Raw genomic sequence first — 15806 nt, 5'->3', positions numbered from 1 at the left:
GTGCGCCATTTTTAAGGAGTAGAGATGAATTTATTTGAAAAACTCTTTAAAATTCATATAAAACAGTACAAAATAAGAGCTGAGCATTAGCGATTTTTAACCGCTAATGCGACAGCCCCATTTTTAAATTCATAGTTCAAATAGTTTTTTTTACGGGGGTATTTAAATGAAAAAGAAAATCGGACTATTATTAGGGATATTATTATTTATTTTAATATGGTTTATATATTACTTCATTATGCCTGTATTAAATATAAAATTTTTATTTAATGCTATAGTAATTTTAGTTGTAATAATATTATTAATTTCTGCAATTTATTATGCTTCTATTAAAGAAAATGTTAATGATGAAGCAAGCGTTAAGAAGAATAAAAAAATTTCAAAGACTTTATTTAGCTTATTAATATTAGTGATAATAATAGCTTTGGGGGTTAATTTAGCAAGTTCAAAAATGGTTAGTGCAAAAAAATATAGAGCTCTAGCTGGTGATGTTAAAACGGAAGAGTTTGTAGATAATGTTAAAGAAATAGAGTTGAAAAATATTCCAATTATTGATGAGGAATATGCTATCCGTGTTGCAGATAAGGAAGTTGGACAAATTCCTTCCTTAGGGTCGAGGACTGATTTGGGAGATATGACTTTACAGCAAGTAGGAGATAAACTATATTATGTTGCTCCCTTAGAGCCTTCTGGTATTTTTGCTTGGCTTAAAAATAGAGGAACTGAAGGTTATGTAATGGTTAATGCAACTTCATTAAATGATGTAAAGTTAGTGACAGAACTTAATGGACAAGCTTTAAAATTAAAATATTCAAAAAGAGCTTACTTTGGCGATGATATAAAAAGACATATTTATAAGAATATAAAAACAGTTGGTTTTACTGATTATTCCTTTGAGATAGATGATGAAGGCAGACCTTATTGGATAGTAACAGCCTATGATAAAGGGGTAGGAATAAGAAGTGAAAAAGTTATAGGAATAGTTCTTGTAGATGCACAAACAGGAGAAAGCACATATTATGATGATATTAGTAAAATACCTGAATGGATTGATAGAGTTCAACCTATTGACCTAATGGTAAAGCAAATTGAGTGGTGGGGAAAATATATCCATGGTTTTTGGAATTTCTCTAAAACTGATAAATTAGAAACAACCAATGGTACAGGAATTATTTATATAGATGATATATGCTATTACTATACAGGTATGACAAGTGTAGGGGTTGATAATTCAAGTGTAGGCTTTATGCTTGTAAATAGTGTAACTGGAGAGAAGACCTTCTATAAAAATTCAGGTGCAACAGAAAATGCTGCAATGAGTTCAGCAGAAGGAAAGGTTCAAAACTTAGGATATAGTGCAAGTTTCCCATATTTAATAAATGTAAATAATGAAGCAACATATTTTATTCCATTAAAAGATAATGAGGGGTTAATAAAACAATATGCAATGGTAAATGTAGAAAATTATAATATTGTAGGTGTAGGTAATAATATTGAAGAAACTTACAATAATTATATTACTGCATTAAACAATGGAAATAAAAATACTACAGATATAGAGGCTAATGGAAATGCTAAAAAGGAAACTCTAACAGTTGATAGAATTGGAAGTATTATATCTCAAAATGAATTGGTATTTTATATTACAACTGTAGAATATCCTGAAAAATTAATTATTGTATCTCAGGGGCTATCAAAAGAAACACCTTTAACTAAGGAAAAGGATAAAATATCTATTTCCTACTATGAAAATGGCAATAGCTCAATAAATGCAATTACTTTTGATAACTTAAATATAAATATTAAATAATTAAAATATTAATATAAACTCCAATCATAGATATTCTATGAGTTGGGGTTTTTTATTAATATAAGCATATTTATATTTTATTTTAATATATTTTATAGTAGTGAAATTTAATATTTATTAATCAAATATTAATTAAATATTAATAAGTAAAAAATAAGGAGTTGATTGTAATGGGAGAACAATATAATAACTTTCCGCAGATGCAAGATAATGGAACTAATGCTTTAGCAATTACTGGCTTTATTTTAGGACTTATTTCTTGGTTTTTAAACTTTTTTGGAATAGTCGCAATATTAGCCATAATATTTTCTGCGATTTCCTTCTCGCAAATTAAAAGAAAAAACCAAAAAGGAAAGGTCTTTGCTATTATTGGATTAATTTCTGGAATAGCTAATTTAATTTATGCTTTCGTTATAATAAGCAGTACATTAAGTTTTCTATAATTAAAAAAGTAATAAAAGCTCAAACATTGCAATTTTAAGTGTTTGAGCTTTTGTTAGTGGACAAGGGAAATAGATTAGATAAACTTAAGAATAGATATATTTAAACATTTAAATTATATTTAAGTAAAATTATATAAGATTTCTTACATAGCAAATTTAAATGCTATCTAGTATAATATTAGCAGGCTAAAAATTTGCAGAGAAAGGTTAAGAAATAACATGAAAAAAATAAGTGAAATTTTTAGTGACTATGCCTTGGGGGGAAATATAAACACAGCTGTAATTGAGGGAGTTACTTTAAGAAAAAAGACTAAAACTCTTGAAATGAAATTAAGCTGTGATAAATATATTGAGATTGGAGAAATAGAATCTTTTAATAATTTTATTAAAGAAAGATTTGCCCTAAATGATTCAAAAATTATAATAAATTATACTGAAGCTTCCTTTGAAAGATCAATAGAAGATAGAGTTAAGGAAGTTCTAGACTTTTTATCAATTAAACACCCTTTCTTAAAAGCAGCAATAAATAATTGTGAACTGCAAATTGAGGATAATTCCCTTAATTTTAGCTTTAAAATGGTTATTTCTGAAATGCTAAGGGAACTAAAATACGATAAAAAAATTCAGGATTCATTAAAAGCTTTATACGGAAAAACATATAAAATTAATTTTATTGATGACCTAAGCGAAGAAGAGCTAATTAAGTTAAAGGAAAACAACTTTACTAAAGAAAAAGTCATTATTCAAAAGGATGTTCAGGCAAAACAAAATAATAACAATAATAATGCAACGCCAGTTAAGCTTGTTCCAGAAATTAAACAAGAAGCAAAAGCAGAAAATGACAGTAAAAATAAGAATTCACTATTGATACTAGGTAGAAATGGAAATATAAAGGATCCTGTAATTAAGATTACTGATATAACACCAAATGAAGGAAGAGTTGTTATACAAGGTGAAATATCGAATATAGATGCAAAGGAATTAAGAAGTGGAAAATTATTAGTTTCTTTTGATTTATATGATGGATCAAGTTCAATCACCTGTAAGGCTTTTGTAAAACCAGGGGAAGGTGACGAGGTATTTTCAAGATTGAAAAAGACAAAGGCAGTAAAGCTTCTTGGTAATGCAGGCTATAGCAGTTTTTCTGGAGAAGTTGAAATAATTGCTAATACTATACTAGAGGCAGAAGCCATTAAAAAGGCCGCTAGGATGGATACTGCAGAAGTTAAGAGAGTAGAGCTTCATATGCATACTCAAATGAGTCAAATGGATGGAGTAACTAGTGCTACTGATTTAATTAAGAGAGCCATGAGCTGGGGGATGAAGTCTATTGCAATAACAGACCATGGAGTTGTTCAATCCTTCCCAGAAGCTCATAAACTTTTAGGAAGAAATAATCCAGATATGAAGGTTATTTACGGAGTTGAAGCTTATTTAGCACCAGATAGAAAGCCATCTGTAACTAATTCTATGGGACAGTCTATTGATACGACCTATTGTGTGCTGGATTTAGAAACTACTGGATTTTCAGCAGTAACAGAAAAAATAACTGAAATAGGTATTATGAAGGTTAAAGACGGAAAAGTTATAGATAAATTTGGCTGCTTTGTAAATCCTGAAAAGCCTATTCCAGCTAAGGTTGTTGAAGTAACTAATATAACAGATGATATGGTTAAAGATGCAGAAACAATAGATAAGGTTTTCCCTAAGATATTAGATTTTATTGAAGGAAGCGTATTAGTTGCTCATAATGCAGACTTTGATATAGGATTTCTAAAGCATAATGCAAAAGTTTTAGGCTATGATTTTGAATTTACTTATTTAGATACTTTAGCCTTGGCAAAAGAGCTGTTCCCTGAGTATAAAACTTATAAATTAGGAAGAATAGCAAAAAACTTAGGCATAAAGGTAGAAGTTGCCCATAGAGCTTTAGATGATGTTGATACAACAGTTAAAGTATTTAATATAATGCTTGATATGTTAAAGGAAAGAGGAGTAAAAACACTTGATGATATAGATAAATATGCTTCTGATGAAGTAGCAAAAAAAGAGGAATATAAAAAGCTTAAGACATATCATGCAATAATTCTTGCGAAAAATTATATTGGCTTAAAAAACTTATATAAATTAGTATCTTACTCTCATTTAGATTATTTTTATAAAAAGCCTCGTATTTTAAAGAGTATGTTTAAAAAATATTCAGAAGGCTTAATTATAGGCAGTGCCTGCAGTGAAGGAGAACTTTATCAGGCAATACTTCTTGGAAAATCTGATGAAGAAATTGAAGCAATTGCAGAGGAATATGATTATTTAGAAATTCAGCCTTTAGATAATAATGAATATTTAATCAGGACTGAGCAGGTACCTGACAGAGAATATTTAAAAGAAATAAATAGAAAGATTGTTGCTTTAGGAGAAAAGCTAAATAAACCTGTAGTAGCAACTGGAGATGTTCATTTCTTAGATCCTGAAGATGAAATCTATAGGCGTATAATAGAAGCAGGCCAAGGATTTAAGGATGCAGATAATCAAGCTCCACTTTATTTAAGAACTACTGATGAAATGCTTCAAGAATTTTCATATTTAGGCAAAGAAAAGGCTTATGAAGTAGTAGTAGAAAATACAAATAAAATAGCAGATATGTGTGAGCAAATTAGTCCAATATCACCTGAAAAGGCAACTCCATACATAGAGGGCTGTGAGCAGACAATTAAAGATATTGCTTATGGAAAGGCTCATGAATTATATGGAGATCCATTACCAGAAGTAGTTCAAGCAAGATTAGATAAAGAGCTGGATTCTATAATAAAAAATGGTTTCTCGGTTATGTATATAATTGCCCAAAAACTTGTGTGGAAGTCAAATGAAGATGGATATCTGGTAGGTTCAAGAGGTTCTGTTGGTTCTTCCCTTGTTGCTTATATGACAGGTATAACAGAGGTTAATGCATTACCTCCTCACTATAGATGTCCTAAGTGTAAGTATTCGGATTTTACAGATTATGGCTGTAATAATGGGATTGACTTACCAGACAAGGATTGTCCAGTTTGTGGAGAAAAGCTTGCAAAGGATGGAATGGATATACCTTTTGAAACCTTCTTAGGTTTTAATGGTGATAAGGAACCTGATATAGACTTAAACTTTTCAGGAGAATATCAGGCAAAGGCTCATAAGTATACAGAAGTTATCTTTGGTAAGGGAACAACCTTTAAGGCAGGAACAGTAGGTACAATAGCAGAAAAAACAGCTTTTGGTTATGTTAAAAAGTATTTTGAAGAAAGAAATATGAATGTTAATAAGGCAGAAATGCTGAGATTATCAAAAGGTTGTACAGGAATAAAGAGAACAACTGGACAGCACCCAGGAGGAATTATAGTAGTTCCTAAGGGAAGGGAAATTTTTGAGTTTTGTCCAGTTCAGCATCCTGCAGATGACCCTGATTCAGATATAATTACAACCCATTTTGATTACCACTCTATAGATCAAAACCTGTTAAAGCTTGATATACTAGGGCATGACGATCCCACAGTAATAAGAATGCTTCAGGATTTAACTGGGGTAGATCCTAAAACTATACCTCTAGATGATAAGGAAACAATGTCTATATTTTCATCTACAGAAGCTTTAGGGGTAACTCCAGAGCAGATAAATTCTCAGGTGGGAACCTTTGGAGTTCCTGAGTTTGGTACTAAGTTTGTTAGGGGAATGCTTGTAGATACAAAGCCAAAAACTTTTTCAGACCTTCTATGTATATCAGGCCTTTCCCATGGTACTGATGTTTGGCTGGGAAATGCTAAAGACCTAATTGATTCTGGTATAGTAACAAGCATAAGTGATGCTGTATGTACAAGAGATGATATTATGGTTTACTTGATTAAAAAAGGCCTTCCACCTAATACTGCTTTTAAAATCATGGAAATTGTCCGTAAGGGAAAGGCTTTAAAAGAACCAAAGTGGCCTGAATATGAAGCCTTAATGAGAGAAAATGATGTACCAGAGTGGTATATCGATTCTTGTAGAAAGATAAAATATATGTTCCCTAAAGCCCATGCAGCTGCCTATGTAATGATGGCCTTTAGAATAGCTTGGTTTAAGGTTCATATACCTCTTGCCTATTATTGTGCTTATTTTACTATAAGGGCAAAAGCCTTTGATGCAGAATATATGATTTTTGGAAAAGAAAAAGTAAAAGCAAAAATGAAGGAAATTGAAGAGTTAGGCAATGATGCAGCTCCTAAAGATAAGGATATGTATGATGATTTAGAAATAGTTTTAGAAATGTATGAAAGAGGCTTAAGATTTTTGTCAATAGATTTATATAAATCCCATGCTACTAAGTTTCAAATTGAAGATGGTGCTTTAAGACCACCTCTTAACAGTATAGCAGGTATGGGAAATGTGGCTGCTGAAGCTATATACAATGCAGTTCATAGCGGAATTCCAATAAGTTCAATAGAAGATTTAAAGAAAAGGGATAAGGTTGGGAATTCAGCTGTTGAGTTATTAAGAAAATTTGGATGTTTAGAAGGTCTTCCAGAAAGAGATCAATTAAGTTTCTTTGATGTAATTTAATAAACTAAGCAATACAAATCTTAGGTAAAAGTATATTCTAAATAAGCGAATAGCTTGCAAAGAAGTACTAATTTTAAAAACAACTATGCCGAGAGTTTTGGTTAAATTTCCTGTATTGAAATAAACCAACAACTCTAAGACATAGTTGTTTTTTCTTCATTAAAACTTTGAACTATTGAGTAAAAAAATATTATTATTCACATTATAAGAAAAAAATAGTAAAATGTTTTTAAATAAAATTTAATAAAAAGTTTTAAAATTTTTGTTGACAAATATATTCCTAGATAGTAATATAAATAACAACAAACAATTAAATAAAAAATACGAAATCTTATCAAGAGTGGTGGAGGGACTGGCCCTGTGAAACCCAGCAACCTTTAATAGAAGGTTACAGCTTTATGCAAAGGCATAAGGTCTATTTTCTATTAGTTTGGTGCTAAATCCTGCAGCTTTGGCTGAAAGATGAGAGAGTAAATTTTAATGCGATTTTATGCTGCACTTGGGATTTATTCTTGAGTGCAGTTTTTGTTTTTTAAATTATTCGATTGCCAAACTATAAAAGGAGGACCAATTAGTGATTGAAATTATTAATTTAAGTAAAAGTTATAATAATACAGAAGTATTAAAGAATGTATCTTTACATATAAAAGAAGGCGAAATATATGGCATTATAGGCCATAGTGGAGCTGGAAAATCAACTCTTTTAAGATGTATAAATGGTCTAGAATCCTATGATAAAGGAACAATAAAAGTCGATGGAAAAGAAGTTGAAAAACTTAAAGGATATAAATTAAGGGAATTTAGAAAAGAATTAGGAATGATATTTCAAAGTTTCAACCTCTTAAAAAGAAAAACTGTATTTGAAAATGTAGCCCTACCCTTAGAAGTTTGGGGATATGAAGAAGAATATAAAAAGTATAAAGAGGAATGCAATAAAGAAGGGAAAAAGTGTATAAGCTATAAGAAATATCAAAAAGAAAAGATAGAAAAAAGAGTAAATGAACTGTTAAAGTTAGTAGGTCTTTCCGAAAAAGCAAATCAAAAATCAACAAATTTAAGTGGTGGTCAAAAGCAAAGAGTTGCAATTGCAAGAGCTTTAGCTCTAGAGCCTAAAATCCTTCTTTGTGATGAAGCTACTTCGGCCTTAGATCCAAAAACTACAAAAGATATATTACAGCTTCTTTTAAAGATAAACAAGGAATTAGGAATTACAATTGTAGTAGTTACTCACCAAATGGAAGTTGTTAAGGAAGTGTGTGAAAGAGTTACTTTATTAGAAGGGGGACTAGTAAAGGCTGAAGGAAGGGCAGAAGATTTATTTTTAAATCCAGGTATTTCATTAAAGAAATTCCTTGGAGATGATGAGGAGGAACTTCTACCTAATGAAGGAATAAATATTAGATTATTCTTTCCAAGCAATTCTTCAGAAAATGCCCTTATTACAAAAATGGCAAAGGAACTGGATATTGATTTTTCAATAGTTTGGGGGAAGTTAGAGAAATTTAGGGAAAATGTTCTAGGAAGTTTAGTAATAAATTTAGATGAAAAAGATAAGGACAAGGTTATAGATTATTTAGAAAAGAAAAATATAATTTTGGAGGTGATTAACTAATGACAGAAATTTTATTACCAGCTATATATGACACAATTGTAATGGTATTTTTCTCTACATTATTTGCAGTAATTATAGGCTCAATATTAGGAATTATATTAGTTTTAACATCACCAAAAGGGTTGAAGGAAAATAGGACAGTATATCAAATTTTAGACGCTATAATAAATATTTTAAGAAGTTTTCCTTTTATAATTTTGATAGTAGTTATTATTCCTTTGACAAGAACAATTGTTGGAAGGTCAACAGGAACAGCAGCTGCGATAGTTCCATTAACAATAGCAGCAGCACCTTTTGTTGCAAGAATAATAGAAGCTTCTTTAAAGGAAGTTGATGAAGGTGTTATAGAAGCAGCAAAAAGTTTTGGAGCTTCAAATACACAAATAGTTTTTAAGGTTATGATAAAGGAAGCAGTTCCTTCTATAATATCAGGTTTAACACTTACAGTAATAAATATAATTGGATATTCTGCAATGGCTGGATCAGTTGGTGCAGGAGGGCTTGGAGATGTAGCCATAAGATATGGTTATCAAAGATATGAAACAGATATAATGATTGTAACAGTAATACTATTAATAATAATTGTTCAAGGCTTACAATCTTTAGGTAATAATTTATATAAAAAATTATCTTAATAAAAACTTATAAAAAATAATAATTTTAAGGGGGCAATATATATGAAAAGAAAAAGAATATTATCATTAGTATTAACAGGAGTTTTAGCTTTAGGATTAATAGGATGTGGACAAACTAATGCTTCAGAAGAAAAAAATACAACTAATGGAGCAGATAAAACAATAACAGTAGGTGCCACACCAGTACCTCATGCAGAAATTTTAAATGCAATAAAAGCAGAAGTAGAGTCTAAGGGATATACCCTTAAAATAGTAGAGTATACAGATTATGTTACTCCAAATACAGCTTTAGCAGATGGAGATTTAGATGCGAATTATTTCCAACATATAGCATATTTAAATGAAACAAATGAAGGAAAAGGTTTGGATTTAACATATACTGCAGCTATTCATCTAGAACCAATGGGAGCATACTCAAATACAATTAAAAATTTAAATGAATTAAAAGAAGGAGCTAGAGTAGCAGTTCCTAACGATCCATCAAATGAAGCAAGAGCTTTAAGATTGTTAGAAAAAGCAGGTTTAATTAAAATTGCTGACGGAGAATTAGTTACTGTTAAGGATATAACTGAAAATCCTAAAAATTTAGAATTTGAAGAACTTGAAGCTGCTCAATTACCAAGAGTATTAGAAGAAGTTGATTTAGCAGTAATTAATAGTAACTATGCATTAGAAGCAGATTTAAATCCAGCAGAAGATGCATTAGTATTAGAAGATAAGGATGCAGAAGCAGCTGAAAATTATAGAAATGTATTAGCCGTAAGAAAAGGAACTGAAAATGATGAAAAAATTAAAGCTTTAACTGAAGCTTTAACATCCGAAACAGCTAAGAAATTTATTGAAGAAAATTATGCTGGTTCAGTAATCCCATCATTTTAATAATATATAAAACTAAATATTTTCTTTCTTATCAAGAGTGGTGGAGGGACTGGCCCTATGAAACCCGGCAACCTATAATAAGAGAAAAGTAACTCTTGTTAGTTTGGTGCTAAATCCTGCAGCTGTAGCTGAGAGATAAGGGAATAAATTTTCTGTGTTTTTATGCACTTGAGGTTTATTCTCAAGTGCATTTTTATTAAATTCTTGAATAATCTAAAATTTTAGGAGGTATTATAAATGAGAAAAAGAAGAATTCTTTCATTATTATTAACAGGTATATTATCAATAGGATCAATAGGTTGTGGAAATGCAGGTGCTTCAGAAGGAAATAAAGCAAAAGAAGAAGATAAAACAATAAAAATCGGGGTTACACCAGTACCTCATGCAGAAATAGTAAATGCAATAAAACCAGATCTTGAAGCTAAGGGCTATACAGTAGAAGTAATAGAATATACAGATTATGTTACTCCAAATACAGCATTAGCAGATGGAGACTTGGATGCAAATTACTTTCAAACTATTCCTTACTTAGAGGAAACTAATGAAGGAAAAGGATATGATTTAACTTATACTAAAGGAGTTCATTTAGAACCAATAGGAATATATTCAGCTAATATTAAAAGCTTAGATGAGCTAAAAGATGGAGCTAGGGTGGCAGTTCCAAATGATCCATCAAATGAAGCGAGATCATTAAGATTATTAGAAAGTGCAGGATTGATAAAGCTTAAAGAAGCAGAATTAGTTACACCTAAGGATATTGTGGAAAATCCAAAAAATCTTGAATTTGAAGAATTAGAGGCAGCTCAACTACCAAGAGTTTTAGAAGAAGTAGCTATAGCAGTTATTAATGGTAACTATGCCTTAGAAGCAGGTTTAAGTCCAGCAAAGGATGCTTTATATTTAGAAGATGCTACTACAGAAGCTTCAAAAAAATATCATAATGTTATTGCTGTAAAAAAAGGAAATGAAAATAGTCAAAAAATTAAAGATTTAACAAAAATTTTGACTTCAGATAAAGTTAAAAAATTTATAGAAGATAATTATAATGGGTCTGTGCTTCCGGTATTTTAATATAAGGATATCTTAAATAAAATGGATAATTGACAATTGTAAAGATTGCTATTTCCTTCTTAGAAGTGTTAATTTTTTAATTTGTAACCAAGTAAAAGTAAAATTAATATACTGAATTATGGAATATGATTTTACATAGCACTTTAATAAGGAGGAAAAAGCTTGGCAAAGTGGGTACTAGACGCAGGTCATGGCGGATGTGATGCTGGAGCAGTTGGAAAAAACAATAGAAGAGAAGCAGATATAAATTTAGAAGCTGCCTATGAAGCCATGAGATTATTAGAGAAGAATGGTGAAACAGTTTTACTGACAAGAGCATCTGATGTTTATTTAAGTTATAAAGATAGAGCTAAAATAGCAAATGATTGGGGAGCAGATTATTTTATAAGCTTTCATATGAATTCCTTTGTTGATCCTTTAGTAACTGGAACAGAAGTTTTTATATATGAAAAAGGAAGCAAGGCAGAAGAACTGGCAAGTCTTATAAAAGCTGAGATTGTTGCAAACTTAAGATCTAAGGATAGAGGGATAAAGGAAGCCAGCTATATTGAATTAAGGGAAACTAATATGCCGGCTGTAATTATAGAAGCTGAATTTTTATCAAATGAAGAAGTAGAAAAGAACTTTGATAGTAAAAAGTATGGTTATATGGTTGCTAAGGCTTGCTTAGCATTTGTAGATAAAGTACTATTAGACATACCTAAAATGAATAGAAAAATTCCAACAAGAGAAGGTTGGAGAGTATGTGTTGGATATTATAAAAAATACCAAGATGCAGAAGAAGAAATGAAAAGGTTACAAAGAATAGGGATAAAAGGAGTTCATCTTGTTCCTTATCCTAAAGAGTAAGGAAGAATTTACGGTTGACAATTTGAAAATCTAGATATCATAATATAGCGGGGCTAGTCCCCGTTATATTTTTTTTAAATTGAAGTTTTTTATTTAAAAAAATACATTATAATAATATTAATGATTAAATAAATCTTATATAAATTTAAATAGAATATAAATAATTTGGAGGGGAAAATGAATATATCAGAAGTTAAAATTGGTTTAAAAGGGAAAGATTTATTAGGAATTATAAATGAATTTGTTAAAGTAGATGGACTAAAAGTTTATGAAATAGATATTAATGAGAATGTTATAATTAAAGGAAGTTTTAAAAAGATAGTAACAGTAGATTTTACAGGAATTGTGAAATTAAGAAGGGTAGATAATGGTATTATTGAGGGAGAATTAGTGGAATTTAAGCTTTCCAAAATAAAAATTATGTCCTTTATAAGAAAGGCTACTTTAAAATTTGCTTTAAAGGCTATTGAGGAAAAAGGAATAAAATATTTAGATGGGAAAGTAATAATAGATTTAAAATATATTTTAAAGGATGTACCATATGTTGATTTTGATCTAAGCAATATAAATGTAAATGAAAATATCTTATATGTAGAAGCTAATAATATTGAAATATCAGTAGATGGAACTTTAAAAAAGAAGGATAAGAAAGAGGATATAGAGCTATTAGAAGAAGCTGAAGAAGATACTGAAGATGTTAAGGGAGTAGAAAAGCTAGAGGATAGCTATACAAGGGGAAGAAGAATTTTTGAGGATAAATTACCAAAAAGGATAAAGCCTTTTAAGGAATACTTGTTTATAATACCTGATTTTCTGGCTTTAATTTATAGATTACTTAAAGATAAAAGAGTTCCAATTAAAACAAAATTAGTAATTTCAGCTGCAATAGCTTATGTATCTTTTCCGACAGATATAATTCCAGATAATATTCCTTTTATAGGAAATATTGATGATATAGGAGTTATAATTTTTGCTTTAAATAAATTAATAGATGATGTTCCTATGGTAGTTATATTAGAAAATTGGCAAGGAAAGAATGATATAATTATAGCCTTAAAAACCTTAGTAGAATATGCTGTAAATTTAACTGGTGCAAGGAATGTAGAAAAGATATATAGATTTATAGAAGAAATTGCAACGGTCTAAAATAATGTATAATGACAATATACATTATAAAGAGGGGAAGATATTATGGGAAAGAAAGTTTATGCTATAAAAGAAGGATATGATTTTGATAATGATAAGAAAATAGAAAATTTAATAGTTAATAGCTGGGATGAATGTTTAAAATTTGTTAAAGGAGTTAAGGGAGCAAAGTATAAGAGTTTTGAAGATATAAAGGAAGCTGAAAAGTTTTTGAATGAAGCTAATAAAATTCTTAAAAAAGGTATAGATGATTATCCAGAAGATTGTTTGCATGTTTACGTTGATGGAAGTTATAGTGTAAGTTCTAAAAAATATGCTTATGCCTTAGTAGCTGTTAGAAATAATGTGGTGGAGTATATTGAAAGTGATGTATCACAAGATAGTTCCCAAAGTAATATTAGGCAGATTGCTGGAGAATTAGAAGCTGCAATTAAAGCTGTTGAATATGCTTTAAGCAAGAAAGATAAAAAGGTTGTTATTTTCCATGATTATGAAGGGATTGCTCATCATGCAACTGGTTTTTGGGAAAGAAAAGAGGAATCATCTATTAGATATTATAACAGAATGAAGGAATTAAAAGAGTTAGGTATAGAAATAATCTTTGTTAAAGTAAATAGCCATACTGGAGAAATATTTAATGAGCTTGCAGATGAAAAATGTAAAGAAAAATTAAATATTAGTTCAAATAAAGTGGTGGATAAATGGTTATTAAATAATGTTCTATATGTAGCTAATGAAAATATTAAAAGGGAATTAATAAGCATTACTAATAGTAAAGAAAATAAAATTATTATAGTTAAATCAAAAAATAAAAATGAGGAGAATAAATTAGAAGAAGTTAAGTTAAAAGAAGAGAAGAGTATAATTTTAGAGATAGAGGATCTTGTTAGAAAACTACCAATAGAAAAACAAAGGAATGTACTAGAATATATTAAAGAAATACTTTAATATATTCTTCCAATAATTTCAATGGTTAAAGAAAATAATATTACTAATAATAATAATATGAAAAATTAAAAATATTATTATGAGGTGATATTATGAAAACAATGAAAACTATTGTAACTGGTGCAGTATTGGGAGCAGCAGTAAGTGCTATGATGTATCCACAATTAGATAGAAAAAAACAAAGAACTATTAAAAAAATGGGTAGAAGAGCAGCTCATATGGCTGAAGATGCTTATGATACAATAATGGGATATATTAAATAAAGAACTGAATGCAGATACATAAAAAAACAATTTACAATAAGAAAGCTTAATAGTTTTTCTTAATTGTAAATTGTTTTTTTATAGCAAAAAATTAGATAACTAAATAAATATTAAAAAAATATATTTATTAGTATTAAAATTTGACTAAAAAAAGTCTAATATTTTTATACAAAAGTAAGAATAACTATATAAATCTGTAAAATTATGATATAATTATGTAAAATAAATATCGAGATATTAAGAATTTATGTAAATGAAAAGGAAGAGTGTTAATGGAGATTCTTGCATTAGGAGAAAAAATAAAAAGAAGAAGAAAAGAATTAAATATGACTCTTAAAGATCTAGCAGGGGATAGAATTACACCTGGACAAATTAGTTTAGTTGAATCTGGAAGATCAAATCCTTCTATGGATTTATTAGAGTATTTAGCAGAGGAACTTCAAACTTCTGTTGAGTATCTTATGGAGTCAGAAGAAACTCAAGCTGAGAAGATAAGTGTTTATTATGAACAAATGGCTGAAGCCTATATTTTAGCAGGTGATTATTTTTCTGGAGAAAAATATATTGAAAATGCTTTATATTATGTAGAAAAATATAATTTAGATTATAGAAAAGCAAAAATATTATATTTAAGAGCGCGAATATATATGGCTAAAGGAGAACTTACTTTAGCACAGCAATTTTTCTTATCTGCAAATGTAATTTTTATTAAAAATAATAATCATGAAGAAATAATAAATACCTTCCTAAATTTAGGCAAAATAACTTTAAATCTAAAGGCATATCATTCTGCTAATAGTTATTTAAGGCAGGCAGAAAAGGTATACTTAGATAATAATATTGGAGATGATTCTCTTTTAGGAGAAATTTACTATTACATGGCTGAATCTTACTATAGAACTGAAAACATAAAAAAAGCCATGGACTATTCTTTCTTAGCAAAAAGTAAATTTGAACAGGTTAATAATAAAGAAGAATATGCTAAAACCTTATTGTTAATATCTGAGGAATATAATGCAAAAGGAGATTTATCCAATGCTATAAAATATTCTCAAAAAAGTTTAGAAGTATATAAGGAATTAGAAGAATTAAATAATATTTCAGAAATAGAAGATAATTTAGGTAAGTTATTCTATAAATTTGAAAATATTGAAGAATCCTTTAAGCATTATGAAATTGCTAAAGAAATTAGAATGAGAAAAAAAGATGAAAAATTAATATCTACTTTAATCAATATGTGTGAGAACTATATTAAAATAAAAGATATTAAGAAATGTGAAGAAGTATTAAATGAAATTAAGCAATATTTAAAGGATGACGATTTCAAGCATTTAGTTGAAATAAATATGTTCTGGTATAGAATTTACATGATAAATGATAAGCTAAAAGATGCTGAATATACATTATTAAATACCTATGAAATTGCTAAAGCAAATGGTTTAAATCAACAAGCTGGACAAATAGCAATAATGATAGGAAAATTCTATATAGATAATAAGAGAGATATAGAAGCTGCTAAATATTTAGATGAAGGGATAAATATTTTTAAGGAAATAGGAATCCTTAGGAATTAATCCA

Annotated in this window: 12 protein-coding genes and 2 riboswitches; all 12 genes read left to right on the top strand. The window is 29.0% G+C overall.

What is annotated here, in order from left to right; all coding sequences use genetic code 11:
- Window positions 1-166 precede the first annotated feature (166 nt).
- The 12 genes from KQI16_RS07940 (at window position 167) to KQI16_RS07885 (ending at window position 15802) form a co-directional block, all read left to right on the top strand.
- Window positions 167-1810 (top strand): cell shape-determining protein, encoded by a 1644-nt coding sequence (locus KQI16_RS07940; RefSeq protein WP_216433398.1) that lies wholly within the window; start codon window positions 167-169, stop codon window positions 1808-1810.
- Between the two features lie 170 nt (window positions 1811-1980).
- Window positions 1981-2253 (top strand): DUF4190 domain-containing protein, encoded by a 273-nt coding sequence (locus tag KQI16_RS07935; protein WP_216433396.1) that lies wholly within the window; start codon window positions 1981-1983, stop codon window positions 2251-2253.
- 219 nt (window positions 2254-2472) lie between these two features.
- Entirely contained in the window at window positions 2473-6825 is a 4353-nt protein-coding gene (polC, locus tag KQI16_RS07930) for a DNA polymerase III subunit alpha (RefSeq protein ID WP_216433394.1), read from the top strand.
- 328 nt (window positions 6826-7153) lie between these two features.
- Window positions 7154-7294: riboswitch (SAM riboswitch) on the top strand.
- A 105-nt stretch (window positions 7295-7399) separates the two neighbouring features.
- Entirely contained in the window at window positions 7400-8437 is a 1038-nt protein-coding gene (locus KQI16_RS07925) for a methionine ABC transporter ATP-binding protein (RefSeq protein WP_216433392.1), read from the top strand.
- Window positions 8437-9072, top strand: coding sequence for a methionine ABC transporter permease (locus KQI16_RS07920; RefSeq protein ID WP_216433391.1), 636 nt, complete (start codon window positions 8437-8439; stop codon window positions 9070-9072). The genes KQI16_RS07925 and KQI16_RS07920 overlap by 1 nt, the downstream gene beginning before the upstream one ends.
- 42 nt (window positions 9073-9114) lie before the next feature.
- On the top strand, window positions 9115-9951 hold the full coding sequence (locus tag KQI16_RS07915) for a MetQ/NlpA family ABC transporter substrate-binding protein (RefSeq protein WP_216433389.1): 837 nt from the start codon (window positions 9115-9117) through the stop codon (window positions 9949-9951).
- 25 nt (window positions 9952-9976) lie between these two features.
- Window positions 9977-10093, top strand: a riboswitch (SAM riboswitch).
- 95 nt (window positions 10094-10188) lie between these two features.
- On the top strand, window positions 10189-11022 hold the full coding sequence (locus KQI16_RS07910) for a MetQ/NlpA family ABC transporter substrate-binding protein (RefSeq protein ID WP_216433387.1): 834 nt from the start codon (window positions 10189-10191) through the stop codon (window positions 11020-11022).
- Window positions 11023-11184: 162 nt separating this feature from the next.
- On the top strand, window positions 11185-11871 hold the full coding sequence (locus tag KQI16_RS07905) for an N-acetylmuramoyl-L-alanine amidase family protein (RefSeq protein ID WP_119865947.1): 687 nt from the start codon (window positions 11185-11187) through the stop codon (window positions 11869-11871).
- A gap of 177 nt (window positions 11872-12048) precedes the next feature.
- Window positions 12049-13017 carry a YkvA family protein gene (locus KQI16_RS07900; protein ID WP_216433386.1) on the top strand — a complete coding sequence of 323 codons (969 nt, stop codon included), beginning with the start codon at window positions 12049-12051 and terminating at the stop codon, window positions 13015-13017.
- 45 nt (window positions 13018-13062) lie between these two features.
- Window positions 13063-13965, top strand: coding sequence for a ribonuclease H1 domain-containing protein (locus KQI16_RS07895; protein ID WP_216433384.1), 903 nt, complete (start codon window positions 13063-13065; stop codon window positions 13963-13965).
- Window positions 13966-14057: 92 nt separating this feature from the next.
- Window positions 14058-14228: a YtxH domain-containing protein gene (locus tag KQI16_RS07890; protein ID WP_286172981.1), complete on the top strand. Its 171-nt coding sequence runs from the start codon at window positions 14058-14060 to the stop codon at window positions 14226-14228.
- A 272-nt stretch (window positions 14229-14500) separates the two neighbouring features.
- The gene (locus KQI16_RS07885; protein ID WP_216433382.1) at window positions 14501-15802 is read left to right on the top strand and encodes a helix-turn-helix domain-containing protein; all 1302 of its coding nucleotides are present in this window, start codon (window positions 14501-14503) and stop codon (window positions 15800-15802) included.
- Window positions 15803-15806 lie beyond the last annotated feature (4 nt).

The organism is Caproiciproducens sp. MSJ-32, from assembly GCF_018918055.1.
GTDB lineage: Bacteria > Bacillota > Clostridia > Clostridiales > Clostridiaceae > Clostridium.
This window is presented reverse-complemented; position numbering and strand designations above follow the sequence as displayed.

Excerpts from the sequence above, each read along its gene's own strand:
- KQI16_RS07940 (WP_216433398.1), top strand. The coding sequence starts at position 167 with ATGAAAAAGAAAATCGGACTATTATTAGGGATATTATTATTTATTTTA.
- KQI16_RS07935 (WP_216433396.1), top strand. The coding sequence starts at position 1,981 with ATGGGAGAACAATATAATAACTTTCCGCAGATGCAAGATAATGGAACT.
- polC (WP_216433394.1), top strand. The coding sequence starts at position 2,473 with ATGAAAAAAATAAGTGAAATTTTTAGTGACTATGCCTTGGGGGGAAAT.
- KQI16_RS07920 (WP_216433391.1), top strand. The coding sequence starts at position 8,437 with ATGACAGAAATTTTATTACCAGCTATATATGACACAATTGTAATGGTA.
- KQI16_RS07915 (WP_216433389.1), top strand. The coding sequence starts at position 9,115 with ATGAAAAGAAAAAGAATATTATCATTAGTATTAACAGGAGTTTTAGCT.
- KQI16_RS07910 (WP_216433387.1), top strand. The coding sequence starts at position 10,189 with ATGAGAAAAAGAAGAATTCTTTCATTATTATTAACAGGTATATTATCA.
- KQI16_RS07900 (WP_216433386.1), top strand. The coding sequence starts at position 12,049 with ATGAATATATCAGAAGTTAAAATTGGTTTAAAAGGGAAAGATTTATTA.
- KQI16_RS07895 (WP_216433384.1), top strand. The coding sequence starts at position 13,063 with ATGGGAAAGAAAGTTTATGCTATAAAAGAAGGATATGATTTTGATAAT.
- KQI16_RS07890 (WP_286172981.1), top strand. The coding sequence starts at position 14,058 with ATGAAAACAATGAAAACTATTGTAACTGGTGCAGTATTGGGAGCAGCA.
- KQI16_RS07885 (WP_216433382.1), top strand. The coding sequence starts at position 14,501 with ATGGAGATTCTTGCATTAGGAGAAAAAATAAAAAGAAGAAGAAAAGAA.